Annotated in this window: 21 protein-coding genes; 15 read left to right on the top strand and 6 right to left on the bottom strand. The window is 62.4% G+C overall.

What is annotated here, in order from left to right:
* Positions 1 to 118: 118 nt before the first annotated feature.
* The 4 genes from pimC to LVY71_RS20840 form a co-directional block, all read right to left on the bottom strand.
* Positions 119 to 1,306, bottom strand: a complete 1,188-nt coding sequence (gene pimC / locus LVY71_RS20855) for a pimeloyl-CoA dehydrogenase large subunit (RefSeq protein WP_235101850.1) — start codon at positions 1,304 to 1,306, stop codon at positions 119 to 121.
* Positions 1,307 to 1,377: 71 nt separating this feature from the next.
* Positions 1,378 to 2,562: an acetyl-CoA C-acyltransferase gene (locus tag LVY71_RS20850; protein WP_235101849.1), complete on the bottom strand. Its 1,185-nt coding sequence runs from the start codon at positions 2,560 to 2,562 to the stop codon at positions 1,378 to 1,380.
* Positions 2,559 to 4,244, bottom strand: a complete 1,686-nt coding sequence (gene pimA, locus LVY71_RS20845; RefSeq protein ID WP_235101848.1) for a dicarboxylate--CoA ligase PimA — start codon at positions 4,242 to 4,244, stop codon at positions 2,559 to 2,561. The genes LVY71_RS20850 and pimA overlap by 4 nt, the downstream gene beginning before the upstream one ends.
* A gap of 102 nt (positions 4,245 to 4,346) precedes the next feature.
* Positions 4,347 to 6,434 carry a 3-hydroxyacyl-CoA dehydrogenase NAD-binding domain-containing protein gene (locus tag LVY71_RS20840; RefSeq protein WP_235101847.1) on the bottom strand — a complete coding sequence of 696 codons (2,088 nt, stop codon included), beginning with the start codon at positions 6,432 to 6,434 and terminating at the stop codon, positions 4,347 to 4,349.
* Between the two features lie 141 nt (positions 6,435 to 6,575).
* On the opposite strand from LVY71_RS20840, the gene LVY71_RS20835 reads away from it, so the two are divergent.
* The 13 genes from LVY71_RS20835 (at position 6,576) to LVY71_RS20775 (ending at position 21,750) form a co-directional block, all read left to right on the top strand.
* Positions 6,576 to 7,451: an IclR family transcriptional regulator gene (locus tag LVY71_RS20835; RefSeq protein WP_235101846.1), complete on the top strand. Its 876-nt coding sequence runs from the start codon at positions 6,576 to 6,578 to the stop codon at positions 7,449 to 7,451.
* Between the two features lie 60 nt (positions 7,452 to 7,511).
* Complete coding sequence (locus LVY71_RS20830; RefSeq protein ID WP_235101845.1) at positions 7,512 to 8,306, top strand: ABC transporter ATP-binding protein; 795 nt, start codon at positions 7,512 to 7,514, stop codon at positions 8,304 to 8,306.
* Positions 8,303 to 9,016, top strand: coding sequence for an ABC transporter ATP-binding protein (locus LVY71_RS20825; RefSeq protein WP_235101844.1), 714 nt, complete (start codon positions 8,303 to 8,305; stop codon positions 9,014 to 9,016). Before LVY71_RS20830 ends, LVY71_RS20825 begins: the two co-directional genes overlap by 4 nt.
* A gap of 10 nt (positions 9,017 to 9,026) precedes the next feature.
* Entirely contained in the window at positions 9,027 to 9,905 is an 879-nt protein-coding gene (locus LVY71_RS20820; protein WP_235101843.1) for a branched-chain amino acid ABC transporter permease, read from the top strand.
* Positions 9,906 to 9,907: 2 nt separating this feature from the next.
* Positions 9,908 to 10,924, top strand: a complete 1,017-nt coding sequence (locus tag LVY71_RS20815; protein WP_235101842.1) for a branched-chain amino acid ABC transporter permease — start codon at positions 9,908 to 9,910, stop codon at positions 10,922 to 10,924.
* 212 nt (positions 10,925 to 11,136) lie between these two features.
* On the top strand, positions 11,137 to 12,363 hold the full coding sequence (locus LVY71_RS20810; RefSeq protein ID WP_235101841.1) for an ABC transporter substrate-binding protein: 1,227 nt from the start codon (positions 11,137 to 11,139) through the stop codon (positions 12,361 to 12,363).
* A gap of 175 nt (positions 12,364 to 12,538) precedes the next feature.
* A complete protein-coding gene (locus LVY71_RS20805) occupies positions 12,539 to 13,768 on the top strand; it encodes an ABC transporter substrate-binding protein (protein WP_235101840.1) in 1,230 nt (409 codons plus the stop codon).
* Positions 13,769 to 13,937: 169 nt separating this feature from the next.
* Positions 13,938 to 15,167 (top strand): ABC transporter substrate-binding protein, encoded by a 1,230-nt coding sequence (locus tag LVY71_RS20800; protein WP_235101839.1) that lies wholly within the window; start codon positions 13,938 to 13,940, stop codon positions 15,165 to 15,167.
* 166 nt (positions 15,168 to 15,333) lie between these two features.
* Entirely contained in the window at positions 15,334 to 16,617 is a 1,284-nt protein-coding gene (locus tag LVY71_RS20795; RefSeq protein ID WP_235101838.1) for a glycerate kinase type-2 family protein, read from the top strand.
* Between the two features lie 321 nt (positions 16,618 to 16,938).
* Positions 16,939 to 17,979: a branched-chain amino acid ABC transporter permease gene (locus tag LVY71_RS20790; protein ID WP_235101837.1), complete on the top strand. Its 1,041-nt coding sequence runs from the start codon at positions 16,939 to 16,941 to the stop codon at positions 17,977 to 17,979.
* 163 nt (positions 17,980 to 18,142) lie between these two features.
* Positions 18,143 to 19,912, top strand: coding sequence for a branched-chain amino acid ABC transporter ATP-binding protein/permease (locus tag LVY71_RS20785; RefSeq protein WP_235101836.1), 1,770 nt, complete (start codon positions 18,143 to 18,145; stop codon positions 19,910 to 19,912).
* Positions 19,909 to 20,640: an ABC transporter ATP-binding protein gene (locus tag LVY71_RS20780; RefSeq protein WP_235101834.1), complete on the top strand. Its 732-nt coding sequence runs from the start codon at positions 19,909 to 19,911 to the stop codon at positions 20,638 to 20,640. The genes LVY71_RS20785 and LVY71_RS20780 overlap by 4 nt, the downstream gene beginning before the upstream one ends.
* Before the next feature lie 138 nt (positions 20,641 to 20,778).
* Positions 20,779 to 21,750: an adenylate/guanylate cyclase domain-containing protein gene (locus LVY71_RS20775; protein ID WP_235101832.1), complete on the top strand. Its 972-nt coding sequence runs from the start codon at positions 20,779 to 20,781 to the stop codon at positions 21,748 to 21,750.
* Positions 21,751 to 21,821: 71 nt separating this feature from the next.
* Here LVY71_RS20775 and LVY71_RS20770 read toward each other — a convergent pair whose 3' ends face one another.
* Positions 21,822 to 22,976 (bottom strand): ABC transporter substrate-binding protein, encoded by a 1,155-nt coding sequence (locus tag LVY71_RS20770; protein WP_235101830.1) that lies wholly within the window; start codon positions 22,974 to 22,976, stop codon positions 21,822 to 21,824.
* 330 nt (positions 22,977 to 23,306) lie between these two features.
* Here LVY71_RS20770 and pobA point away from each other — a divergent pair, with 330 nt between their 5' ends.
* The gene (gene pobA / locus LVY71_RS20765; protein WP_235101827.1) at positions 23,307 to 24,473 is read left to right on the top strand and encodes a 4-hydroxybenzoate 3-monooxygenase; all 1,167 of its coding nucleotides are present in this window, start codon (positions 23,307 to 23,309) and stop codon (positions 24,471 to 24,473) included.
* A 182-nt stretch (positions 24,474 to 24,655) separates the two neighbouring features.
* On the top strand, positions 24,656 to 25,075 hold the full coding sequence (locus LVY71_RS20760) for a PaaI family thioesterase (RefSeq protein WP_235101825.1): 420 nt from the start codon (positions 24,656 to 24,658) through the stop codon (positions 25,073 to 25,075).
* A 127-nt stretch (positions 25,076 to 25,202) separates the two neighbouring features.
* Here the strand turns inward: LVY71_RS20760 and LVY71_RS20755 are convergent, their stop codons facing one another.
* The gene (locus LVY71_RS20755; protein WP_235101823.1) at positions 25,203 to 26,102 is read right to left on the bottom strand and encodes a LysR family transcriptional regulator; all 900 of its coding nucleotides are present in this window, start codon (positions 26,100 to 26,102) and stop codon (positions 25,203 to 25,205) included.
* Between the last annotated feature and the right edge of the window lie 3 nt (positions 26,103 to 26,105).

Here is a 26,105-nt window from a genome sequence, read left to right as displayed (position 1 = left end):
AAGCGACGAAGCCATCCAGTTTCCCATTCGGCGCTCTGGACTGCTTCGCTTCGCTCGCAATGGCGGGAAGACGCGGGTGATGCCCCTCTCCCCGCAGGCGCGGGAAGAGGGAAGAGACTTACAACCCAAGAACCGCCTTGGTGATGATGTTGCGCTGAATCTCGTTCGAGCCTCCGTAGATGGAGACCTTGCGATAGTTGAAGTACCCCGGCGCGACGGTGGTCGCCCAGCTTGCTTCCTCGTTGCTCTTTTCGTCTTCCGACGCATACGGCAGCGCGAACGGTCCGGTGATCTCGAGCAGCAGTTCGGTGATGGTCTGCTGGATCTCGGAGCCCTTGATCTTGAGGATTGAGGAAGCCGGGTCCGGCTTGCCCTTGCCGTTCTTGTGCTCGTTGGCGACGACGCGCATCTGGGTGAGTTCAAGCGCCTTGAGTTCGATCTCGGTCGCCGCGAGCTTCTCGCGGAAACGGGAATCCTCGATCAGCGGCTTGCCGTCCTGTTCGACCTTGGAAGCAAGATCGCGGATGCGGCGGATGCGCTCCTTCGACATGCCGACGCGGGCGATGTTGGTGCGCTCGTTGCCGAGCAGGAACTTGGCGTAGTCCCAACCCTTGTTCTCCTCGCCGACGAGATTTTCTACCGGCACCTCGACGTCATCGAAGAACACCTCGTTGACTTCGCGGCCGCCGTCGATGGTCTGGATCGGACGCACGGTGACGCCGCGCGACTTCATGTCGAACAGGATGAAGGAAATGCCCGACTGCTTCTTCGCGTCCGGATCTGTGCGGCAGAGACAGAAGATCCAGTCGGCGTATTGCGCCAGCGTGGTCCAGGTCTTCTGGCCGTTGATGACGTAGACGTCGCCCTTGCGCTTCGCGGTGGTCTTCAGCGAGGCGAGGTCGGAACCGGCGCCGGGTTCGGAGAAGCCCTGGCACCACCAGTCGTCAAGATTGGCGATGCGCGGCAGATAGTGCTTCTTCTGCGCCTCGTTGCCGAAGGTGTAGATCACGGGGCCGACCATGTTGACGCCGAACGGAAGCGGCGACGGCGCCGGGGTGGCCTGCAGCTCTTCGAGGAAGATGTACTGCTGCACCGGGGTCCAGCCGGTGCCGCCGTATTCCTTCGGCCAGTGCGGCACCGCCCATCCCTTCTTGTTCAGGATGCGCTGCCAGGTGACCATGTCTTCCTTGCTGGTATGGCGGCCTTCCACCAGCTTCTTGCGGATGTCGGCGGGGAGACTCTCCTTGAAGAAGGTCCGCACCTCGTCGCGAAACGCGAGTTCTTCCTTGCTGAAACTCAGATCCATGGGATCCTCCTTGGGCGATTTGTTTTTACCCACCTCCCCTTTTTTCAGGGGAGGTGAAGCTATTCAGAAAATTACTGAAGGATTTCGAACAGGCCGGCCGCACCCATGCCGCCGCCAACGCACATAGTCACCACGCCGTACTTCGCCTTGCGGCGGCGGCCTTCGACCAGCACGTGGCCAGCGAGACGCGAACCGGTCATGCCGTACGGATGGCCGACCGAAATCGCACCGCCGTTGACGTTGAGCTTTTCCGGATCGATGCCGAGCTTGTCGCGGCAGTAAAGCGCCTGCACGGCGAAGGCTTCGTTCAGTTCCCAGATGTCGATGTCCTCGATCTTGAGGCCATGACGCTTCAGCAGGCGCGGAATCGCGAACACGGGGCCGATGCCCATTTCGTCCGGCTCGCAGCCCGCGGCGACGAAGCCGCGGAAGATGCCGAGCGGCTTGAGACCCTTCTTGGCCGCAAGCTTGTCACTCATCACGACCTGGGCGCTGGCGCCGTCGGACAACTGGCTGGCGTTGCCGGCGGTGATGCAGCCGCCCTCGATCACGGGCTTGAGGCTCGCAAGCCCTTCCGCCGTAGTCTCGGGGCGCGGACCTTCGTCCTGCGAGATCGTGATGTCCTTGTAGGACACTTCCTTGGTGTTCTTGTCGACCACCGCCATCTTGGTGGTCATCGGCGCGATCTCCTCCTTGAAACGTCCTCCCTGCAAGGCCGACGCCGTGCGGCGCTGGCTTTCCAGGCCGAACTCATCCTGCTTCTCGCGCGAGATGCCGTAGCGCTTCGCCACCACTTCGGCGGTGTTCAGCATCGACATATAGACGTCGCCCTTGATCGCGACGAGTTCCGGATCGACGGCGTGAAACTTGTTGATGTGATCGTTCTGCACAAGGCTGATCGATTCACCGCCGCCGGCCACCGCCACCTCGACGCCGTCATACATGATCGAGCGCGCCGCAAGCGCGATCGCCTGCAGGCCAGACGAGCACTGGCGGTCGATGGTGGTGCCGGCCACCGACACCGGAAGACCGGCGCGCAGCGCGGCCTTGCGCGCGATGTTGCCGCCGGTGGTGCCCTGCTGCATGGCGGCGCCCATCACCACGTCCTCGATCTCTGCGCCGTCGATGCCGGCGCGCTTCACCGCATGCTCGATGGCGTGGCCGAGCAGCGTCGCGCCCTCGGTGTTGTTAAAGGCGCCGCGATAGGCCTTGCCGATCGGGGTGCGGGCAGTGGAAACGATAACGGCTTCGGTCATGAGCGACCTCCTGTTGCAAGTTTGGGTTGTTGTTGAATGTATTGGCGTTGCTGGTTGCGTAGTTCGTGGCGCGAGAGTTTTCCGACGCTGGTGCGCGGCAGTTCCTTGAGAAATTCCACCGCGACCGGCAGTTCGTGCTTGCCGACCTTGCCGGCGAGAAACGCGCGCAGGTCCTCGATCGTGAAAGGCGCGGCGCCCGCGCGCAGCGTCACGAAGGCTTTCGCCGCTTCGCCGCGATAATCGTCGGGAATGCCGATCACGATGACTTCCTGTACGGCGGGATGCATGTAAATCGCCTGCTCGATCATCTGCGGATAGACGTTGAAGCCGCCGGAGATGATCATGTCCTTCTTGCGATCGACCAGATAGAAATAGCCGTCGCTGTCCATATAGCCGATGTCGCCTGTGAGGAAACGGTCGCCGACGAACGCCTCGGCGGTTTCCTTCTCGCGGTTCCAGTAGCCTTGGGTGACGTTGGGACCGCGGACGCGGATTTCGCCGGCCTCGCCCACGGGCAGCACCTGCTTCGGATCGTCCAGCGACACCACATCCATTTCGATGCCCGGCAGCATCAGGCCGATCGAGCCCGGCTTCTCCGGACCTTCCGGCGGATGACCGGTGCCGGGCGAGCAGGTTTCAGTCATGCCCCAGCCGCTTTTCAGCGCGAGGCCGGTCTTGCTCTGGAAGATTTTCGCCACCTCAACCGGCAGCGGCGCACCGCCGGAACCCGCGGCGGCCAGCGACGACAGGTCACGCTTGTCGAGATCGGGCAAACTGGCGATGGCGATCCACATGGTCGGCACGCCGGGGAAGTAGGTCGCGCGCTTGATCTCGATGTCGCGCATCACCGCCTCGACGTCGAAGCGCTGATGCAGCGAGATCAGGTCGCCGTTCTTCAGCGAGCGCAGCAGCACGACGGTCAGCGCGTAGATGTGAAACAGCGGCAGCACCAGGATGACGCGCTCGACGGTGCTGCGCTCGGCTTTCTGCTTCGCGCTCCACACGTCATAGATGGAGACGGCCGAGGTGAGATTGCCGTGGGTCAGCATCGCGCCCTTGGGCAAGCCGGTGGTGCCGCCGGTATATTGCAGCACCGCGATGTCATCGGCGCTGATCGCGGGCCATGCGGCCGGCGGCTGCGCGTCTTTGACAAAATCCTTGAAGGTGACAATGGCGGGATTGGACGGGATCGCGGCGTGCGGATTGCCGACGTCGCCCCAGGTCTGGTCCTCGCAAACGATCAGACGATCGATCAGTCCCTGCTCGAAGAATTTCAGCGCGGTCGGCAACAGCGTCACCAGGTTACTGGTGACGAGCACCCGCGCGCCGCTGTCCTTCAGTTTGTGGGTGAGCGCGATCTCGCCGTCGAGCGGGCTGAGATGTACCACGCGCGCGCCGGCTTTCAGCGCGCCGAAGAAATTCACCGGATGGTCCGGCGAGTTTCCCAGAAAAAGAGCGATCGACGATCCCTTGCCGTAGCCGGCGCGGAGAAACGCGCTTGCGGCGACATCGACCATATCCTGCAGCTGGGAGAAACTGATCGACCGGTCGCGAAACTCGATGGCCGGTCGCGCGCCGAAATCCTTGGCCGCCTGCGACAATAAATCCGGCAGCGTGCCGCGCGGGATCGGTGAATCCCAGCGGACGCCCTCCGGATAGTATTGCTCGCCGGGATGGGTCATCGACATCCTGTCAGCTTTTGCCTTGAGGCGAATACCGCTTTTGCTCCCTTCCCCCGCGAGGGGGAGGGAGTGCAAGCTGCAAACCCTGCCGGCTTTTCACGTTCACGCGCCCTTGGCGAGGGACGCGAATGTCTTGCCTTCGTCAGCCAGACGCTTGAGCAGCGACGCCGGCTCCAGCGACGGGTCGTTGGTCTGCTTGGCGTAGAATGACAGCCGCTCCGCGACCTTCTTCAGGCCGACCTGGTCGGCATAGAACATCGGGCCGCCGCGATAGATCGGCCAGCCGTAGCCGTACAGCCAGACCACGTCGATATCGCTCGGACGCGCCGCGATCTTCTCTTCGAGGATGCGCGCCCCCTCGTTGATCATCGGATAGACCATGCGCTCGAGGATTTCCTGATCGTCGATCTGGCGCGGCTTGAGGCCGAGCTTGGCCAGCGTCTCCTGGATCAGTTTCTCGATCTCGGGATCCGGCAGCGGCGAGCGCGAACCGGCTTCATACTTGTAATAGCCCTTGCCGGTCTTCTGGCCGAAGCGGCCCGCCTCGCAGATCGCGTCGGCGATTTCCGACTTGATGCCGCGGTCCTGGCGCGAGCGCCAGCCGATGTCGAGGCCCGCGAGATCCCCCATGGCGAACGGACCCATCGGGATGCCGAACTTGGTGACGACACCGTCGACCTGCTGCGGCAACGCGCCTTCGAACAGGAATTTCTCGGCCTGCTTGCCGCGCGCAGCCAGCATGCGGTTGCCGACGAAGCCGTCGCACACACCGACCACCACCGGCACCTTGGCGATGCGCTTGGCAATGTTCACCGCAGTCACCAGCGCGTCCGGCGCGGTCTTTTCGGCGCGGACGATTTCGCACAGCTTCATCACGTTGGCCGGCGAGAAGAAGTGCATGCCCAGCACGTCCTGCGGACGCTTGGTCATGGCGGCGATCTGATTGATGTCGAGATACGAGGTGTTGGACGCGAGCACCGCGCCCGGCTTGGCGTACTGGTCGAGCTTGCCGAACACTTCCTTCTTGATCGCCATGGTCTCGAACACTGCTTCGATGATGAGGTCCGCGTCCTTGACGTTCTCGATGCCGACCACGCCCTTGATCAGGCCCATGCGCTTGGCCGGTGCATCGGCGGGAATGCCGCCGCGCGCCGCGGTGGCTTCGTAGTTCTTCTGCATCACGCCGAGGCCGCGCTTGAGCTGCTCCTCGCCGGTCTCGATCAGGGTAACCGGAATGCCGGCATTGGCGAACGACATCGCGATGCCGCCGCCCATGGTGCCGGCGCCGATGATGGCGACCTGCTCGACCTTGCGCGGTTTGGTGCCGGCCGGAACATCGACCTTGGCGGCTTCGCGCTCGGCGAAGAAGGCGTAACGCTGCGCCTTGGACTGGTCGCCGTTCATCAGCTTGAGGAACAGTTCGCGCTCGGTCTTGAGCGCTTCGTCGAACGGCATGTCGAGCGCGTGGCTGACCGCCTCGGCGGCGGCGAGCGGCGCTTCGAGACCGCGGTTGCGCTTATTTGCCGCAGCCGCTGCATTGGTGAAGATCGACTTGTCGGCCTTGGCGGCCGCGAGCTTGGAATCGTCGTCGCGCAGCTTGCGCAGCGGGCGCTTTTCCGCGAGCACCTTGCGCGCGAAAGCCTCGCCGCCGACCGCCGGCTCACCATCGACGATCTCTTCGATCAGTCCGTTCTTGAGCGCGTCCTGCGCGCTGACGAATTCGCCGGTGACGATCATCTTCACGGCGAGTTCGGGACCGACCGCGCGCGGCAGGCGCTGCGTGCCGCCGCCGCCGGGCAGCAGGCCGAGCTTCACTTCCGGAAGGCCAAGCTTGGCGTCCTTGGTGGCGACGCGGAAATGGCAGCCGAGCGCAAGCTCAAGACCGCCGCCCAACGCGGTGCCGTGGATCGCAGCGATCACCGGCTTCGGCGCATTCTCGATGAGAGTGATCACCTCATGCAGGCTCGGCGACTGCGGCGGCTTGCCGAACTCGGTGATGTCCGCACCGGCGACGAATGTTCGCCCGGCGCACGCAAGAACGATGGCCTGAACCTGCGGATCCGCCGACGCGCTTTTGACTCCTTCGAGAATGCCCTTGCGTACTGCAGCGCTGAGCGCATTCACCGGAGGGCTATCGATCGTAACGATAGCAACTGCGTCATGACGTTCCACCTTGACCACTTCGCTCACGCACATCTCCTTGGACTGCTTGTTTCGACGGCTTGTTTTGCACAATATTTCGCAGTGCGGAATTTAATTCCACATCTTGACACGGAGGGATATTTTGAAGCACGTCGCTTGTCAACGAAGACCACATATGCGGTTGAACGAATGAAACGCCCGCCCAAGAAACCCGCGACGGATCGCAGTTTCGTTATCGCGTTGTCGCGAGGGCTCGATGTATTGCGCGCGTTTCGCCCGAGTGACGGCCTTCTCGGAAACCAGGAGCTTGCGGCGCGTACCAACCTGCCGAAGCCGACGATTTCGCGACTGACCTACACGCTGACGAAGCTCGGCTATCTGACGCCGGTGCCGCGTTTCGAAAAATACCAGCTTGCTCCCGCCGCAATGGCGCTCGGTTATTCCGCGCTCGCCAACATGGGCATTCGTCATCTGTCGGATCCGTATCGCGATCAGTTGATGCGCGAGACCGGCGGCGCCGTTGCGATCGGCGCGCGCGACCGCCTGAGCATGATCTATTTCGGACAGAGCCGCAGCGAACTCACCGTCGGCGTACTGCTCGACGTCGGCTCCAAGGTGCCGATCGCCACCACCGCGATGGGACGCGCCTATCTGTGGGCGCTGCCGGACGAGGAACGCGCCACGCTGATGCGCGAGATCAAGGAACATGTCGGCCCGAACTGGCCGAAGGTGCGCGACGGCATCGAGCGCTCCGGCGAATGCATCGCCAAGCACGGCTTCGCGATGTCCGCCGGCGAATGGCACAACGACATCCATGCGGTCGGCGTGGCGCTGAAACTGAATGACGGCACGGGACCCTACGCCTTCAATTGCGGCGCCCCGGCTTTCAAATTCAGTGAAGTTCTATTAAAGAACGATATTGGACCTCGCCTCGTGGCGATGGTAAGGAATATCGAAGTCGCACTCACCGGCAGCATCTCACGCGGGCCGCAAAACAAAGAAAACCCCAAGAAACCACGATCACCAGGAGGAAAAGTTGCACGTATTGCTGAGGGGATCAGATAGCCGCGGTCGGTGCGGATTCAGGCAGAACCTGGCATGCCAGTTCTGTAAAGGAACCGAAGTATGACGGGGGCTCAGGTGGCGCAGGGGCAGCCCCTGCTCGCGGTGCGCGACGTCAGCGTCGTGTTCGGCGGCATCATCGCGTTGAACGGCGTGTCGTTCGATATGAAAAAAGGCCAGATTCTGGGCCTGATCGGTCCGAACGGCGCCGGCAAGACGACGCTCTTCAATTGCCTCAGCAGGCTCTATCAGCCGAGCAAGGGCGAGATCCTGATGGAAGGCGAGAGCATTCTCACCCGCCAGCCGTCGAAGATCGCCGAAGCCGGCATCGGCCGCACGTTCCAGAACGTCGCGCTGTTCCCGAAGCTGACCGTGCGCGACAACATCCGCATCGGCGGCCACTGCCGCACCAAGAGCGACGTGGTCAGCGACGCGCTGAAGCTGCCGTGGGTGCGCGAACAGGAGCGCAATCTCAACGCCAAGGTGCATGAGATCCTCGACTACCTCGACCTGCACGACGTCGCCGATCGCGAGGTTGCAGGCCTTCCCTTCGGGACCCAGAAGCGCGTCGAACTCGGCCGTGCGCTGGCCGCCGAACCCAAGATCCTGCTGCTCGATGAACCCGCCGGCGGCCTCAATCACGAGGAAGTCTATGTGCTGGGCGATCTCATCTGCCGCATCCGCGATCAACGCAACATCACGGTCCTCCTGGTCGAGCACCACATGGGCCTCGTGATGAAAATCGCCGATCACGTCGTCGCGCTCAATTTCGGCAAGAAACTCGCTGAAGGCACGCCAGCCCAGGTGCAGTCCGATCCCGACGTCATCAAGGCCTATCTCGGGAGCCAGGACCAATGAGCACGATGCTGACGATCAAGGATCTGCGCGCCTATTACGGCCAGGTGCAGGCCCTCCACGGACTTGAATTCTCGCTCAACGAAGGCAGCGTCACCACGCTGCTCGGCGCCAACGGCGCGGGCAAGACCACGACGCTGCGCGCGATCTGCAACATGATCCGCTCCACGGGCAATATCGAGTTCGAGGGCAAGCCTCTGACCGGCGTCTCCACCGAGAACGTCGTGCGCCTCGGCATCGCCCACGTCCCGCAGGGCCGCGGCACCTTCACCAACATGACGGTGGAGGAAAATCTCCAGCTCGGCGCAATCTCGCGCCGAGATGTGAAGAACATCCCGGACGACATCGAGCGCATGTACGCGCATTTCCCGGTGCTCAAGCAGCGCCACACCCAGCAGGCCGGAACGCTGTCCGGCGGCGAGCAGCAGATGCTCGCGGTCGCCCGCGCGCTGATGCTGCGCCCGCGGCTGATGCTGCTCGACGAGCCGTCGTTCGGCCTCGCGCCGCTGATCGTGCGCGACCTGTTCGGGATTCTCGGCAAGATCAACCGCGAGGACAAGGTGACGATCCTGGTGGTCGAGCAGAACGCGCAGCTTGCGCTTGAGCTCGCCGAGAAAGCCTACGTGATCGAGACCGGCCGCATCGTGATGTCGGGCACGGCGGCCGAGATCAAGAACAACGAAGACATCCGTAAATCCTATCTCGGATACTGAGGAACCAGCCATGGAACTGTTTACCAACCAAGTCCTGGCTGGCATTGCCACAGGCGCGATCTACGCCTGCATGGCGCTGGCCGTGGTCATGATCTATCAGGCGATCGACCACCTGAACTTCGCCCAAGGCGAAATGGCGATGTTTTCGACCTTCATCGCGTGGCAGTTGATGCAGTGGGGTCTGGGCTTCTGGCCCGCCTTCCTGCTGACCCTGGCCATTTCGTTCGCCGGCGGCATCATCATCGAACGCGCACTGTTCAAGCCCCTCACCAACGCTCCGGTGCTGGTGCATGTGGCCGGCTTCATCGCGCTGTTCGCCATCCTCAACAGCGTCGCGGGCCTGACCTGGGACTTCACCATCAAGCAATTCCCGTCGCCGTTCGGCTCGTCGGGCTTCCTCGGCAGCCAGCTCATCTCCACCCATCAGGCCGGCATGATCGGCGTCGTGCTGGTGCTGCTGCTCCTGCTGTTCGTGTTCTTCCGCTTCACGCGCGTCGGCCTCGCCATGCGGGCCGCCGCGTCGCTGCCGGAATCGGCGCGTCTGGTCGGCATCAACACAAGCTGGATGATCGCGCTCGGCTGGGGCATGGCGAGCGCCATCGGCGCCATCGCCGGCATGCTGATCGCTCCGGTGGTGTTCCTCGAACCCAACATGATGGGCGGCGTGCTGCTGTACGGCTTCGCGGCGGCAGTGCTGGGCGGCCTCACCAGCCCGTTCGGCGCTGTGGCCGGCGGCTTCCTGGTCGGCATCTTCGAGAACCTTGTCGGCACCTACATCCCCGGGGTCGGCAATGAACTGAAATTGCCGATCGCGCTGGCACTGATCATCGTCGTGCTTGTCATCAAACCGTCCGGTCTGTTCGGCCGCAAAATCGTGCAGCGAGTTTAATCATGAGCACAGTTCAGGAATCCGTTTCGCAAGCTCCGGCGGTTGCCGTGCCGTCGAAAAAGTCGATGACGGTGGGCACCACCGCGACACTGGTGGTGCTGGCAGCGCTGCTGATCTCGCCGCTGTTCGTGAAGAACTTCATCATCTTCCAGATGACGATGGTGCTGATCTACGCGATCGCCATTCTCTCTCTCAACCTGCTCACCGGCGGCAGCGGGCAGTTCTCGCTGGGCCAGAGCGCGTTCTACGCGGTGGGGGCTTATACCACCGGCATCCTGATGGAGCATTTCGGCGTCAACTACGTGCTGACGCTGCCGATCGCGGGCATCGTCTGCTTCATCTTCGGCTTCCTGTTCGGGTTCCCGGCATTGCGGCTCTCAGGTGTGTACCTCGCTCTCGCGACGTTCGCTCTGGCCGTCGCGATGCCGCAACTCCTGAAACTCGGCGTGTTCGAGCACTGGACCGGCGGCGTGCAGGGCCTCGTCATCACCAAGCCGGATGCTCCGTTCGGCCTGAAGATGTCGCAGGACATGTGGCTCTACTACTTCACGCTGTTCATCGCCGGTATGATCTACGTCCTGGCCGTCAATCTGCTGCGAAGCCGGTCCGGTCGCGCCATGATGGCGATCCGCGACAACCAGATCGCCGCCTCCGCCATGGGCATCGACCTGCCGCTCTACAAGACGCTGGCGTTCGGCATCAGCGCCGCGTTCACCGGCATCGCCGGCGCGCTCGGCGCCATCGTGGTGCAGTTCGTGGCGCCGGACAGCTTCACCATCCAGCTCGCGATCGCGATCTTCGTCGGCATGGTGGTCGGCGGCGTCGGCTGGCTGCCGGGCTCGCTGGTTGGTTCGGCCTTCATCGTGTTCGTGCCCAACGTGGCCGAACACATTTCGAAGGGCCTTTCCGGCGCGGTGTTCGGCGTGTTCCTGTTCGCCGTGATCTTCCTGCTGCCGCACGGCGCCAGGCAGGTGGCCTACATGGTCGAGGCGCTGTTCCGCAAAAAGAGCAAAAAATAGGCTCCGAGTCTGATTCAGCCATGCTGAATCAGACTTGTCGTCTTCCGATTGTTTGCGCATGGTCCGTCCCGGAATACCGGTCGCCACCGTCGGATCACAAAGGGTCTGATTCATTCGTGAGTCAGACCCGTCTGCTTTCCCAGACTTGATCTCTCTTTCGGGAACCGGTCTTCCGCCATGCGGAATTCCGCACTCCAGGGAGATAAAGAAAAATGCTGTCTAAATTCACGGTCAACGTGGCCGCGGCCTCAATCGCTGCGCTTGCGATGACAAGCGGCAACGCACTTGCCCAAAAAAAATACGACACCGGCGCGAGCGATACCGAAATCAAGATCGGCAACATCATGCCCTATAGCGGCCCGGCTTCGGCCTACGGCGTGATCGGGAAGATGGAAGAAGCCTACTTCAAGATGATCAACGAACAGGGCGGCATCAATGGCCGCAAGATCAACTTCATTTCCTACGATGACGGCTACTCGCCGCCAAAGGCCGTCGAACAGGCCCGCAAGCTGGTCGAGAGCGACGAGGTTCTGGTGGTGTTCGGACCGCTCGGCACGCCGTCCAACTCCGCGATCCAGAAGTACCTGAACGCCAAGAAGGTGCCGCAGCTATTCGTTGCCACCGGCGCCACCAAGTTCGGCGAGCCGAAGGAATTCCCCTGGACCATGGGCTGGCAGCCGGCCTACCAGAGCGAAAGCCGCGTCTACGCCAAGCATCTGCTGACCGCCAAGCCGGACGCCAAGATCGCGATCCTCTACCAGAACGACGACTTCGGCAAAGACATGCTGAAGGGCCTCAAGGACGGTCTCGGCGCGAAGGCGTCGCAGATCATCGCCGAGGAAAGCTATGAAGTGTCCGAGCCGACCATCGACTCGCACATCATCAAGCTGAAGGCCTCCGGCGCCGACGTCTACTTCTCCTTCACCACGCCGAAGTTTGCGGCGCAAAGCCTGAAGAAGGTCGCCGAACTCGGCTGGAAGCCGATGTACTTCCAGAGCAATGTCGGCGCATCGGTCGGCAGCGTGCTCAAGCCTGCGGGCTTCGAGAATGCGCAGGGCATCCTTTCTGCGGCCTACGCCAAGGACGGCGCCGATCCGCAGTGGGACAACGACGTGGGCATGAAGAAGTTCTACGCCTTCCTCGCCAAGTACGCGCCCGACATGAACAAGACCGACGGCTCGGTCGTGTACGGCTACGGCCAGGCGCAGACCATGGTTCAGGTGCTGAAGCAGGCGGGCGATAACCTCACCCGCGAGAACGTCATGAAGCAGGCCGCAAGCCTGAAGGATTTCGTTCCCGACACCCTGCTGCCTGGCGTGAAGATCAACACCAGCGCTACCGACTTCTACCCGATCGACCAGCTGCAGATCATGCAGTTCAAGGGCGACAAGTATGACCTGATCGGCCCGATCATCAGCGGCGGAATGGGCGGCAGCTAAGGTTAATTTTCGCGCTGCGAAACTGACTGCCGTCAAAATCAGCCCCCGGCGACCCTGTCGCCGGGGGCTTTTCGTTGAACGGGATTGGCAAAGGGTATTGAATATCCGTGAAGCCGCCAAGAGCTTTGAATCAAAAAAACAAAAGAGGACACACACACGACCAGGGAGCAAACGAATGTCTACAATCACGACTCGATTTACGACTGCCGCTGCGGCTTTCGCGTTTGTTGCAGCAGTGAATAGCGGGGCGCTGGCCCAGAAGAAATACGACACCGGCGCGAGCGATACCGAGATCAAGATCGGCAACATCATGCCCTACAGCGGCCCGGCCTCCGCTTACGGCGCCATCGGAAAATCCGAAGCTGCGTACTTCAACAAGATCAATGCCGAAGGCGGCATCAACGGCCGCAAGATCAACTTCATCTCCTACGACGACGGCTACAGCCCGCCGAAGGCTGTCGAGCAGGCCCGCAAGCTGGTGGAAAGCGACGAGGTTCTGATCGTCTACGGGCCGCTGGGCACGCCCTCGAACTCGGCGATCCAGAAGTATCTGAACTCCAAGAAAGTCCCGCAACTGTTCGTCGCCACCGGCGCGACCAAGTGGAACGACCCGAAGGAATTCCCCTGGACCATGGGCTGGCAGCCCAACTACCAGAGCGAGGGCCGGATCTACGCAAGCTACCTGATGAAGGAAAAGCCGAACGCGAAAATCGGAATCCTTTATCAGAACGACGACTACGGCAAGGACTACCTGAAGGGCATCAAGGACGGTCTTGGCGCCAAAGGCGCCTCGATGATCACGGCGGAAGAACCCTATGAGACCAGCGTGCCCACCATCGATTCTCAGGTCGTCGCGCTGAAGTCGAAGGGTGTCGATGTCTTCATCAGCATCACCACGCCAAAGTTCGCCGCGCAGTCGATCAAGAAGGTGGCAGAGCTTGAATGGAAGCCGCTGTTCATCCTCAACAACGTCTCCGCCTCGGTGGGCTCGGTGATCAAGCCGGCCGGTTTTCCGAATGCGCAGAACATCATCTCGGCGGCCTACGCCAAGGACCCGACCGACCCGCAGTGGAAGGACGACAAGGGGATGAAGGATTTCGACGCCTTCCTGCTTAAGTACCATCCCGAAGCGAACCGGACCGACGGATCGGTGATCTACGGTTACAACTCGGCACAGACGCTGGTGCATGTGCTCAAGGCCTGCGGCGACAATCTCACCCGCGAGAACGTCATGAAGCAGGCGGCCAGCATCAAGAATCTTGAACTCGGCGGCCTGCTGCCCGGCGTCACGATCAACACCAGTGCGACCGACTTCGCGCCGATCAGTCAGATGCAACTGATGCGGTTCAAGGGCGAGACATGGGAGCGGTTCGGGGAAATCCTGAACGGCGACGTCGGCGGCTAGGCCGTCCGAGATCCACAATTACCCCCTGCGACACATTCGCAGGGGGTTCGACTTCAATGCCGGTTTGTTGAAACAGCAGGCCGGTGTTGAATACCAAGGGAGCAAAAAAAGCTTCCAAGGCAAAACGCCGAAACAAAACTCAAAAAACGAAGCTAGGGAAACACAGGAAATGTCCTTCAAAAAACTAAACCGCATGCTGCTGCTCGCAAGCGTAGCGGCCTTCGCCGCGTCGGCCACCAGCGCATTTGCACAGAAGAAGTACGACACCGGCGCGACCGACACTGAAATCAAGGTCGGCAGCATCATGCCATATAGCGGACCCGCATCCGCCTACGGCATCATCGGCAAGACCCAGGCGGCCTACTTCAACAAGATCAACGCCGAGGGCGGCATCAACGGCCGCAAGATCAATTTCATTTCCTACGATGACGGCTACTCGCCGCCGAAGGCCGTCGAACAGGCCCGCAAGCTGGTCGAGAGCGACGAAGTACTTTTCATCTTCAACCCGCTCGGCACCCCGTCTAATTCGGCGATCCAGAAATACATGAACGCCAAGAAGGTGCCGCAACTGTTCGTCGCCACCGGCGCGACCAAATGGAATGACCCGAAGGAATTCCCCTGGACCATGGGCTGGCAGCCCAACTACCAGAGCGAAGGCCGCATCTATGCAAAGTACCTGATGAAGGAAAAGCCGAACGGCAAGATCGGCATCCTCTATCAGAACGACGATTTCGGAAAGGACGTGCTGAAGGGACTGAAGGACGGTCTCGGCGCCAAGGGCGCGTCGATGATCATCGCGGAAGAGCCTTACGAGACGTCGGTTCCCACCGTCGACTCGCAGATCGTCGCGCTGAAGTCGAAAGGCGCGGATGTCTTCGTCAGCATCACCACGCCGAAGTTCGGCGCGCAATCGGTGAAGAAGGTGGCCGAACTCGGCTGGAAGCCGCTGTTCATTCTCAACAACGTGGCGTCCTCGACGGGTTCGGTCATCAAGCCCGCCGGCTATGAGAATGCGCAGGGCGTCATCTCGGCGACCTACGGCAAGGACCCGACCGATCCGCAATGGAAGGACGACGCCGGGGTGAAGAACTTCGACGCCTTCCTCGCCAAGTACTTCCCGGAAGCCAACCGCGCCGACAGCTCGGTGACCTACGGTTACAGCTCGGCGCAGACGCTGGTGCATGTGCTCAAGGCCTGCGGCGACGATCTCACGCGTGCGAACGTCATGAAGCAGGCGGCGAGCATCAAGGACCTGCAGCTTGAAATGGGCCTGCCCGGCATCAAGCTGAACACCAGCGCCACCGATTTCGCCCCGATCGAACAATTGCAGATGATGCGGTTCAAGGGCGAGCGTTGGGAGCTGTTCGGCCCCGTCATCAGCGGCGAAATCGGCGGCTGACCGGGCCGGCGCCATGCGAGGCTTCCGGTTTTGAAATCCGGTTTCCTCGCACAGCACAGGCACATCACGCACTGTTTCCGCCCTCCGCAATAAGCTTGCGGAGGGCCTTTTATTGACCGTCCGATCATGCCATCTCTGTGGTCCCTCAACGCTACGCGATGACACGATGACCGAAAGACGCCCCCTGCTGCGCGCGATGTTCGATGCCGCGGTCGCGGCCGCCCATCCCGACCGCATTCTTGCCGCGCATCTGCCCTCGCCGCCCAAGGGACGGATCATCTGTCTCGCTGCGGGCAAGGCCGCGGGCGCGCTGGCCCATGCCGCGGAGCGCTACTATCTCGGCGAAGAACGGATCGATCCGTCGCGCCTGTCCGGACTTGCAACCACGCGTCACGGCCACGGCATGCCGACCGCGCGCATCGAAGTGGTCGAAGCCGGTCATCCGGTGCCTGACGAGGCAGGACTGAAAGCCGCCGGCCGCACGCTCGATCTCGCGGCAACCGCGCGCGAGGACGATCTGGTTCTGGTGCTGCTGTCCGGCGGCGGTTCGGCCAACTGGATCGCACCTGCCGACGGCATCACCTTCGCGCAGAAACAGGCGATGAATAAAAGCCTGCTGCGGTCCGGCGCGCCGATCGGCGAGATGAACACTGTCCGGAAACATTTGTCGCGCATCAAGGGCGGACGGCTCGCCCGCGCCGCTTCACCGGCGCAAATCCTGACGCTGGCGATTTCCGACGTGCCGCATGACGATCCGGCGACCATCGCATCGGGGCCGACCGTGCCCGACACCACAACGCTCGCCGACGCGCGCGAAATCGTGGCGCGCTACGGCATCACGGCGGATCAGGCTGTCACCAATGCGCTGAACGATCCGCGCAACGAGAGCTGCAAGCCCGGCGACACGGCATTTGCACGCGCGGAATTCAGGATCATCGCACGGCCGCAGGAGTCGCTCGATGCGGCTGTCGCGATTGCGAAGCGCGAGGGCTATGAGGTGCTCGATCTCGGCGCCGATCTCGAAGGCGAGGCGCGCGAGGTTGCCGCAGCCCATGCAGCCATCGCGCTGAAGGCGAAGACGGACGGCAAAAAGCTCGCGATCCTGTCCGGCGGCGAACTCACCGTCACCGTGCGCGGCAACGGGCGCGGCGGCCCCAATCAGGAATACGTGCTGGCGCTGGCATCCCTTTTCGCCGAAACCACCGGCATTTCCGTGCTGGCCGGAGATACCGACGGCGCCGACGGCGGCGCAGGCTCGGCCGACGATCCCGCCGGCGCGCTGATCGACCAGCGCACGTTTGCGAAGATGCGGGAATTGAAACTCGACCCCAAGGCCTATCTCGACAACAACGACGCCACCGCGTTTTTCACCGCCACCGGCGATCTGCTGAACACCGGCCCGACGCTGACCAACGTCAACGATATCCGTATCATTCTGGTGGATCCGTAGCTTCCTTCTTCGTCATTGCGAACGAAGCGAAGCAATCCAAAGCTAGTGGCAAGAAAGCTGGATTGCTTCGTCGCAAGTGCTCCTCGCAATGACGCTGCGGGGCACACGCCCTCGCCCCGCTTTTGCGGGGAGAGGTTAAAGAAAGCGAAATTCGCGTTTGGACCGCCTGGCTTATAGCCCCTATCCGCCTTGAGCTTGATCCCGATAGCCGTTATCAAAACGCCCAATCGCAGCGGCGGCTCTCAACCGCCTTTGGTTTGCCCGGGGGAACTCGAACGCCGCGCGCCGGTGTTTGAGGGGAATGTCTTTTAAGGGGATATCTTGGACAGCACGATCCTTCTGTTCCTGCTGCAGGACGGAATCACCAGCGGCGCGATCTACGCGCTGCTTGGCCTCGCGCTCGTCCTTGTGTTCGCGGTGACGCGCGTCATCCTGATCCCGCAGGGCGAATTCGTCACCTTCGGCGCGCTGACCTACGCAGTCCTCGCCACAGGCAAGGTGCCGGGCACAGTGTTTCTTGCACTCGGCATGGGCGTCATCGCATTCGCGTTCGATATGATCGCCGGGCGCAGCGCGATGACTGTGCGGAAGGCTGTCCGCTCACTCGCGCTGAACATCCTGCTGCCGCTGGCGATCTGGGGCATCGCCACGACGCTTGCAGGACGGCAGAACAGCGTCACCCTCAACTTCCTGCTGTCGATCGTCATCGTGGCGCCGATCGGGCTTTATCTCTACCGCATCGCCTATCAGCCGATCGCGCACGCATCGGTGCTGGTGCTGCTGATCGCATCGGTCGGCATCCATCTGGCGTTGCAGGGGCTGGGCCTCGTGTTCTTCGGACCCGAAGGACTACGCGGGCCCGCGATCTCCGCCGCCGCCCTCACCATCGGCCCACTGCGCTTCACCGGCCAGAGCCTCGGCATCTACGCCATTACCATTATCCTGATCGTCGGGCTGTGGCTGCTGTTCGGCTACACCCTGTACGGCAAGGCACTGCGCGCCACCGCCGTCAACCGCCTCGGCGCGCGCATCGTCGGCATCCGCACCTCGGTGTCCGGGCAGTTCGCGTTCCTGCTCGCCGCCGTGATCGGCACCATTTCCGGCATCCTGATCGTGCCCATTACCACCATCTATTACGACACCGGCTTCCTGATCGGCCTGAAGGGCTTCGTCGCCGCCATTATCGGCGGCCTTGTCAGCTATCCGCTCACCGCCGTGGCCGCCATCGTGGTCGGCATCGTCGAGGCTTTCTCGTCGTTCTACGCCAGCAACTTCAAGGAGGTCATCGTCTTCACGCTGCTGCTGCCGGTTCTCGTGCTGCGTTCACTCGCCTCTCCGGAAGTCGAAGAGGAGAACGACTAGTGTGGTGGTTCGCAAGTCCGCATCGTCGTTTTCAGCGCATTCCATTTGCGGACTTGCGAACCAAAACCACACTAGAATTATATTTGTTCAGTGTCCTTTCGAATCCGAAGTTCGCTACGGAAGGCGCTGCGAGACGAGGCGAACTTCGGATTCGGGACACTGAATGACGCAGCGACGGGCGATGATCGTATTGGCGCTGGTGCTGGCGGTGATCCCGCTCATTCCGGGCATGCCGCCGTTCTGGATCGTGCTGCTCGACAACATCGGGCTCGCGGCGCTGGTGGCGATGGGCCTCGTGCTATTGACCGGCGTCGGCGGCCTTACCTCGTTCGGTCAGGCGGCGTTCTGCGGGTTCGGCGCCTACACCACGGCGGTTTTGACCACGAACTATGGACTGTCACCGTGGCTGACGTTGCCGCTGGCGCTGATTGTGGCCGGCGGCGCAGCCGTGATTCTCGGCCTCATCACCGTGCGGCTGTCGGGTCATTATCTTCCGCTCGGCACCATCGCCTGGGGCATCAGTCTTTTTTATCTGTTCAGCAAGCTGGAATTCGTCGGCCGCAATGACGGCATCTCCGGCATTCCGCCGCTCGCGCTCGGTTCGTTGCAACTGACCGATCCTGGCAGAATCTATTTCGCGATCTGGCTCGCGGTGATCGTCTGCGCGCTGCTCACCATCAACCTGCTCGACTCCCGCACCGGCCGCGCCATTCGTGCTCTAAGGCGCGGCCATATCGCCGCGGAAGCGTTCGGCGTTGAGACCGCGCGCGCCAAGCTGCTGGTGTTTATCTACGCGGCGGTGCTGGCAGGATTGTCCGGCTGGCTCTACGCGCACTTTCAGCGCGCGGTGAATCCAACGCCGTTCGGTCTTAACGCCAGCATCGAATATCTGTTCATCGCCGTGGTCGGCGGCGCAGGCTATGTCTGGGGCGCAGTGCTCGGCGCGGGCATCGTCATCGTGCTCAAGGAAATTTTGCAAAGCTACCTGCCGATGATTTTTCACGGCAATGCACAGCTCGAAACCGTGATCTTCGGCATCCTGCTGGTGGCGCTGTTGCAGATCGCGCCCGGCGGCATGTGGCCTAAGCTGGCGGCGCTGCTGCCGTTCAGGGTCAGGCCGCCGACAACGCAGACGGCGGACGCATTACCGCCACGCGAAAAGACTGTCGCAACCTCCAGCACGCTGCTCGACATCCAGGCAGCGCGCAAGCAGTTCGGCGGCGTGATCGCGGTGAACGATGTATCGTTCGACGTGAAGGCACGCGAGATCGTTGCGCTGATCGGACCGAACGGCGCGGGCAAGAGCACCACCTTCAATCTCATCACCGGCGTGCTGCGCGCAACGGGAGGCACGATCTCGATTCTCGGCAAGACCGTCGACAACGCCCCGCCGCAGGAGATCGCCAAGCTCGGCGTCGCCCGCACCTTCCAGCACGTCAAGCTGGTGCCCGACATGAGCGTACTGGAGAACGTCGCCATCGGCGCGCATCTGCGTGGCCATGCCGGCGCCATCGCCAGCATGCTGCGGCTCGACCGCAAGGACGAGGCGGGACTTTTGGCCGAGGCCGCAAAGCAGATCGCGCGCGTCGGCCTCGGCGATCAGATGCACCAACTGGCCGGAAGCCTGTCGCTCGGCCAGCAGCGCATCGTCGAAATTGCCCGCGCGCTCTGCGTCGATCCGGTGCTGCTGCTGCTTGACGAGCCGGCGGCCGGATTGCGCCACATGGAAAAGCAGAAACTCGCCGCCCTGCTGCGCCAACTGCGCTCTGAGGGCATGTCGGTGCTGCTGGTGGAGCACGACATGGGCTTCGTGATGGACATCGCCGACCGCATCGTGGTGCTGGAATTCGGCACCAAGATCGCGCAGGGCACGCCGGCGGAAGTCCGCGCCAATCCGGACGTCATCAAGGCGTACCTGGGAGCGGCGTCATGACAAGACTGCTCACGGTTGACGACGTTCACGTCTCCTACGGCAAGGTCGAGGCCGTGCGCAACGCCACGCTCGATGTCGGCGCCAACGAGATCGTCACCATCATCGGCGCCAACGGCGCGGGCAAGACCACACTGCTCAACGCCATCATGGGGATCCTGCCGCTCACCGGCAGCGTGACCTTCGATGGACAGCAGATCGCGAAACTCGAGATCGAGGACCGCGTCGCCGCAGGCCTGTGCATCGTGCCCGAGCATCGCGAATTGTTCGGTACCATGACGGTGGAGGAGAACGTCCAGCTCGGCGGCTTTCGCGTCTCGCGCACCGATGCGGCGCGCGAACAGGAACGGGTCTATACGCTGTTTCCGCGTCTGAAGGAGCGGCGCACCCAGCTTGCCGGCACGCTGTCCGGCGGCGAGCAGCAGATGCTGGCGATGGGCCGCGCGCTGATGAGCCGGCCGCGCCTCCTGATGCTGGACGAACCCAGTCTGGGCCTGGCGCCGCTGATCGTGGCCGATATTTTCCGCACCGTCACCGAACTGAAGCAGGCCGGCGTGTCGGTACTGCTGGTCGAGCAGAACGCCCGCGCCGCGCTGGAGATTGCCGACCGCGCCTATGTGATGGAGCTTGGCGAGTTCGTCATAAGCGGCTCGGCGAAGGATATCGGCGGCGACCAGCGCGTGGTGGCGAGCTATCTCGGCTTCCAGCACGGTGATCAGAGCAAACTCTGAATTCGTCGGCGGAGCCGCGGCCTCCATCGTGTATGTGTTGTGGATTGACAGGCTCTGGCCGATACTGGCGCGGGCAACATCGTCGCGCGGGGGCACTTCGTTATGGATGCGCGATCTGAGCGAAATTTACGGTTTTTCGTGGCGTTCCTCGGAATCGGGATGCTTGGCGGCGGGGCCTTCGCCATGCATGTCGGTGTTTCCGCGCAGCAGTTCGTGATCGGCGCCATCTACGGCCTTCTGATCAGTGGCGCGATAGGCACCTTTGAAGTCTTTGCATCCTCGAGCCCGCTACGCGACTGGCTGGGAAGCCTGCCGTTCAGTGCAAGCCTTGCGGTCCGCAGTGCGTTCTATGCGGCGGTGATTATTCCAGTACTGTATTTCGATCTCGGGGTCCTGATCGCAGGCCAGACGCCCGATTCAAATCAGAATGTCTGGACTGCCATTATTTTCTCAGCGGTATTTTCAGTCGCGCTGAACCTGCTCTTCTCGATCACCAACATCATTGGCCCGCGCACCTTCCTCAATCTTGCGACCGGGCGCTATCACACACCGGCAGAGGAAAACCGATTCGTGCTATTCGTCGATATCGCGGGATCGACAACGCTGGCCGAGCGGCTGGGTGGCCTCGGCATTCATCGCTTTCTGGACAAGACCTTCCGCACCTTGACCGGGCCCGTCATCGACTACCGGGGCGAGGTTCTCAACTATGTCGGGGACGAAATCATCGTCACATGGCCGGAGTCCTCCGGCTCCGTGGATTGCCGGCCGCTGCGTTGTTTCCTGGCGATGCGTGCGGTCCTGCAGCAGCTCCACGGCCGATTCGAGAAGGAATTCGGCGTCGTGCCGCGGATTCGCGGCAGCCTGCATTTTGGACCCGTCATCGTCGGCGAGATAGGCGACATCAAGCGGGCCATCGTGTTTAACGGCGACGTGATGAATACAGCTGCCCGGCTTGAAGAACTCAGTCGCAATGTCGAAGGCGGCTTTCTCGCTTCGCGCGCCGCGATCGATCAGTTCAAGACCGCGCCGCCGGTCACGCTACAAGATCTCGGCGTCCGCGAGATTCGCGGCAAGTCCGACGGCATCGAGGTGGTCGGGCTTGCCACATAGCGATCGATGCACGCCACAAACGAAAATGCCCGGCGCAAGGCCGGGCATTACGCCGATCAGTTCAGACGAACTTACTTCACAACTTCATACTTGCCGTTCTTCACAGTGAGCAGGATGCGGGAGCGTTCGTCGGTGCCGAAACGATTCTTTTCGGTGAAGTTGTAGACGCCCTGGCTGGCCGGGATTTCCTTTTCCGTGAGCAGAGCCTGGCGGATGGCCTCGCGGAATTCCGGAGTGCCCGGCTTCGCCGTCTTCAACGCCACCGGCACGACGCGCTTGAGCACCTCGAAGGCATCGTACATGTGGCCCGCGAACTGGCTGCGGGTGTTGGCGCCGTACTTGGCTTCATAGGCGCTGTTCAGGGCGAGACCGGGCTTCTTGGTCAGCGCGCTGTCGTCCTGGCCTTCCGGCGCCATCACCGGGCCGGCCGCCATGATAACGCCTTCCGCCGACGGACCGGCGATGCGGATGAAGTCCATCGCCGCAGCACCGTGGGTCTGGTAGATCGCGCCCTTGTAGCCGCGATCGCGCAACGCCGACTGCGGCAGCGCCGCACCGGTGCCCGACGCGCCGATCAGGATGGCGTCGGGATTGGCCGCGACCAGCTTCAGCACCTGACCCGCCACCGACGTATCGGGGCGCGCGTAGCGTTCCTCAGCCACGACGGTGATGCCGCCCATGGCGCCGGTCTGAGTCTTGAGGTCGTTGAGCCACAGATCGCCGTAGGAATCCGAGAAGCCGATATAGCCAACGGTCTTCACGTTGTTCTTCTTCATGTGCTCGTAGAGTACCTTGCCCATGATCGGCACCGGCTGCGGCATGACCGTGGTCCACTTCTCGCGGGCCGGCGTGATCGGCAGCGGCGCGAGGCTGAACTGCGGTACGCCGACTTCGTTGGCGACAGTCGAAATCGCAATCGACGGCGGCGTGGTCGACGAGCCGATGATGATGTCGGCGTTCGATTCGGTCACGAAGCGGCGCGCATTGGTGGTGGCGTTGGTCGGATCGCCCGCGTCGTCAAGCACGATAGTCTTGATCTTGGCGCCGCCGATCTCCGACGGAACGAACTCCAGCGCATTTTTCTCGGGCACGCCGAGCGCGGCTGCGGGGCCGGTGGTGCTGACGCTGACGCCGATGGTGATGTCCTGCGCGGCCGCCAAAGTCACGGCAACCGGCAACGCGACGGAAGCCGCCAATACCACGGCGGTCCAGGTAAGCTTTGTCATCAAGTCCTCCCAAATCTTCAATTTCAAGTTTCGTTCGACAATGGCAAACGCGGCGACGCATGCTTTATTTGCGGTGCACCATCGCGTCCGGATTTTCAGCCATTCAGATAGAAATTATCGGCCATTTGCAATGCCTGCAGCCTCTGCCATTGGTATGACAGTTAAAGCAGCGAGGCGTTGAGCCGGACCGTTCTGCCAGCCGCTGTCGCGGCCGCCGCCCGGTTCATGTTCGACGGCCTTTCGTACATGGTTGTCTGGTATAACCAAACTCCGACCCGCGAAACTTGTTCGCGAGCCGGAAGCGATGCCGCAAGGCGGGAGTGACTGACGTTGCGGACACAGGTCGCCATCATCGGCGCGGGCCCCGCGGGTTTGCTGCTCGGGCAACTGCTTTATCGCTACGGCATCGACAATATCATCCTTGAGCGCAAGGATCGGGACTACGTGCTGGGCCGCATCCGCGCCGGCGTTCTCGAACAGGGCACGGTGGGCTTGCTGGAGGAGGCGGGCGTCGCCACGCGATTGCACCATGAAGGCCTGATCCATCATGGCATCGAGCTGGCCTTCGGCGGCGCATGCCACCGTATCGATATGACCAAGGCCACCGGCAAGACGGTCACGATCTACGGTCAGACCGAAGTGACCCGCGATCTGATGGACGCGCGCGACAAGGCCGGTCTCGCGACGATCTACGACGCCGGCGATGTCAGCCTTCACGACTTCGACGGAGAACGGCCGCGCGTACGCTATGCCAAGGATGGCGTCAGTCATGAGATCGCCTGCGATGTGATTGCGGGCTGCGACGGCTTCCACGGCGTCAGCCGCCAGAGCGTCAAGGATGCAATCACGGCGTTCGAACGTGTTTATCCGTTCGGATGGCTCGGCCTTTTGTCGGAGACGCCGCCGGTCTCCCCCGAACTGATCTACAACAATCACGAGCGCGGCTTCGCGCTGTGCTCGATGCGTTCGAACACGCGCAGTCGTTACTATCTGCAATGTCCGCTCGACGACCATGTCGATAACTGGTCCGACGACACGTTCTGGGACGAATTGAAGCGCCGCCTCGATCCGGAGGCGGCGGATCATCTGGTCACCGGCCCGTCGATCGAAAAGAGCATCGCGCCGCTGCGGAGCTTCGTCGCCGAGCCGATGCGGTTCGGCCGGCTGTTCCTGGCGGGCGACGCCGCGCACATCGTGCCGCCGACCGGCGCCAAGGGCCTCAACCTTGCTGCCAGCGACGTGCATTACCTGTCGCAGGCGCTGCGCGAATTCTTCTTGGAGAAATCTTCCGCCGGGATCGACGATTACTCGCGCCGCGCGCTCGGCCGGGTCTGGAAGGCCGAACGCTTCTCGTGGTGGATGACATCGATGATGCACCGCTTTCCCGGCACCGACGCGTTCAGTTCGCGCATCCAGATCGCGGAGCTGAACTACCTGATTGAGTCCGACGCCGCGCAAATGTCGCTGTCGGAGAACTACGTCGGGCTACCGTATTGACGTGAGGCGCGCGCAATCGGCTCCCTCTCCCCGCTTTGTGGTCAGAGATGAAGAGAGAATGACGCCGCTGTTTCAAACATCCCGCATCGCGATGTTTCAAACTTGATTTCGCATGATTGCGCGACGGGTCTGATTTATGATGAAGATCATATGATCTTCTCGCGCGACACATGGCAAAGCAAATGACAGTGACAGATATTCCCGGGGGCTTCGAGCCGCATCTGCGGCGTAGCCCGATGACGGAGCCGTGGGAGCCGATCTACGCCAAAAAGACGCCGGATGCCTTCATCCTCGGACTGCGCCTGGCGAAACCGCACACCAATTCGCGCGGACTGGCCCACGGCGGACTGATTACCACGCTGGCCGACAACGCCATGGGGCTCAGTTGCGGCCTCAAGGCGACGGATACGGCGGGACTCGTCACCGTGCATCTCTCGGTGGATTTCCTTGGCTCGGCGACAGTCGGACAATGGCTGCAGGTCGAAACCAGTTTCGTCAAACCCGGCGGCTCGCTCTATTTCGCGCAATGTTTCGTCACCGCCGACGGCGAACCATGCGCGCGCGCCAATGCAACCTTCAAGGCACTAAGGAAGAAGAGTTAATCTCCCGGCTTACCTCATCCTGAGGAGCGATCCGGAGGATCGCGTCTCGAAGGATGAGGTGAGCCTCATGGTTCGAGACGACGCAAGAGCGCCTCCTCACCATGAGGACAACGCGCGCAGCCGTCTCTCACCTCGTCCCGAACCGCCAGTCCGCCTGCGCGACCACCAGATCGACGAATGCCCGCACCTTCGCCGACAGCAGGCGCGAGGTCGGATAGACCAGATGGATCGGCATGGGCGGCGGTTCGTAATCCGCCAGCACGATCTTCAGCCGCTTTGCTTTGATTGCATCCGCGGCTTGATAGGCCAGCACGCTGATCAGACCACCGCCCTGCTCCGCGTACAGAACCGCGGCATCGGTGCTGTTGGTGGCAAAGCGCGACGTATACGGGATGCGGATGTCCCGGCCGCCCTCCGTGAAGCGCCACTCGGACAGCGAGGACATGCCCGTAAACTGAACCACGTCATGCCCGGAGAGATCCGACGGCTTCAACGGCGTGCCGCGCGCCTTTAGATAACGCGGCGCGGCCACCACCACACGACGCATGTCGCCCACCGTGCGCGCGACCACACTGGAATCCGCCAGGTGCCCGATGCGCACGGCGAGATCGACGCCTTCGTCCACCAGGTTGACCATGCGGTCCGACAGTCTGAATTCCGCGCTGACGTCCGGATATTTTTTGAGATAGGCCGACATGATCGGGCCGACATGCAGCCGTCCGAACATCAGAGGCGCGGAAACCACCAGCTTGCCTGACGGTTGGGTGCGCTCGGCCCGCACCGAGCCTTCGGCCTCCTCGACATCGCCGAGAATCCGCCGCGCGCGCTCCAGATAGCGCGCGCCGACATCGGTCAGCGTCACCGAGCGCGTGGTGCGCTGGAGCAGCCGCGCCCCGAGATGGTCTTCGAGGCTTGCGACCAGGCGCGTCACTGCCGACGCCGAAAGACCCAGCTTGCGGGCGGCGGGCGCGAACCCCTCAAGGTCCGCGACGGAAACAAAGGCGCGCATGGCATCGAGACGGTCCATGGG

Source organism: Bradyrhizobium sp. G127 (genome assembly GCF_021502575.1).
Lineage (GTDB): Bacteria > Pseudomonadota > Alphaproteobacteria > Rhizobiales > Xanthobacteraceae > Afipia.
Note: the sequence above shows the minus strand (reverse complement) of the source record. Positions and strands in the feature narration are given on the sequence as shown.

What these genes read in the sequence shown, in the direction of transcription:
- pimC (WP_235101850.1), bottom strand. Translation starts at nt 1,306, where the DNA reads ATGGATCTGAGTTTCAGCAAGGAAGAACTCGCGTTTCGCGACGAGGTG.
- LVY71_RS20850 (WP_235101849.1), bottom strand. Translation starts at nt 2,562, where the DNA reads ATGACCGAAGCCGTTATCGTTTCCACTGCCCGCACCCCGATCGGCAAG.
- pimA (WP_235101848.1), bottom strand. Translation starts at nt 4,244, where the DNA reads ATGACCCATCCCGGCGAGCAATACTATCCGGAGGGCGTCCGCTGGGAT.
- LVY71_RS20835 (WP_235101846.1), top strand. Translation starts at nt 6,576, where the DNA reads ATGAAACGCCCGCCCAAGAAACCCGCGACGGATCGCAGTTTCGTTATC.
- LVY71_RS20830 (WP_235101845.1), top strand. Translation starts at nt 7,512, where the DNA reads ATGACGGGGGCTCAGGTGGCGCAGGGGCAGCCCCTGCTCGCGGTGCGC.
- LVY71_RS20825 (WP_235101844.1), top strand. Translation starts at nt 8,303, where the DNA reads ATGAGCACGATGCTGACGATCAAGGATCTGCGCGCCTATTACGGCCAG.
- LVY71_RS20820 (WP_235101843.1), top strand. Translation starts at nt 9,027, where the DNA reads ATGGAACTGTTTACCAACCAAGTCCTGGCTGGCATTGCCACAGGCGCG.
- LVY71_RS20815 (WP_235101842.1), top strand. Translation starts at nt 9,908, where the DNA reads ATGAGCACAGTTCAGGAATCCGTTTCGCAAGCTCCGGCGGTTGCCGTG.
- LVY71_RS20810 (WP_235101841.1), top strand. Translation starts at nt 11,137, where the DNA reads ATGCTGTCTAAATTCACGGTCAACGTGGCCGCGGCCTCAATCGCTGCG.
- LVY71_RS20805 (WP_235101840.1), top strand. Translation starts at nt 12,539, where the DNA reads ATGTCTACAATCACGACTCGATTTACGACTGCCGCTGCGGCTTTCGCG.
- LVY71_RS20800 (WP_235101839.1), top strand. Translation starts at nt 13,938, where the DNA reads ATGTCCTTCAAAAAACTAAACCGCATGCTGCTGCTCGCAAGCGTAGCG.
- LVY71_RS20795 (WP_235101838.1), top strand. Translation starts at nt 15,334, where the DNA reads ATGACCGAAAGACGCCCCCTGCTGCGCGCGATGTTCGATGCCGCGGTC.
- LVY71_RS20785 (WP_235101836.1), top strand. Translation starts at nt 18,143, where the DNA reads ATGACGCAGCGACGGGCGATGATCGTATTGGCGCTGGTGCTGGCGGTG.
- LVY71_RS20780 (WP_235101834.1), top strand. Translation starts at nt 19,909, where the DNA reads ATGACAAGACTGCTCACGGTTGACGACGTTCACGTCTCCTACGGCAAG.
- LVY71_RS20770 (WP_235101830.1), bottom strand. Translation starts at nt 22,976, where the DNA reads ATGACAAAGCTTACCTGGACCGCCGTGGTATTGGCGGCTTCCGTCGCG.
- LVY71_RS20760 (WP_235101825.1), top strand. Translation starts at nt 24,656, where the DNA reads ATGACAGTGACAGATATTCCCGGGGGCTTCGAGCCGCATCTGCGGCGT.
- LVY71_RS20755 (WP_235101823.1), bottom strand. Translation starts at nt 26,102, where the DNA reads ATGGACCGTCTCGATGCCATGCGCGCCTTTGTTTCCGTCGCGGACCTT.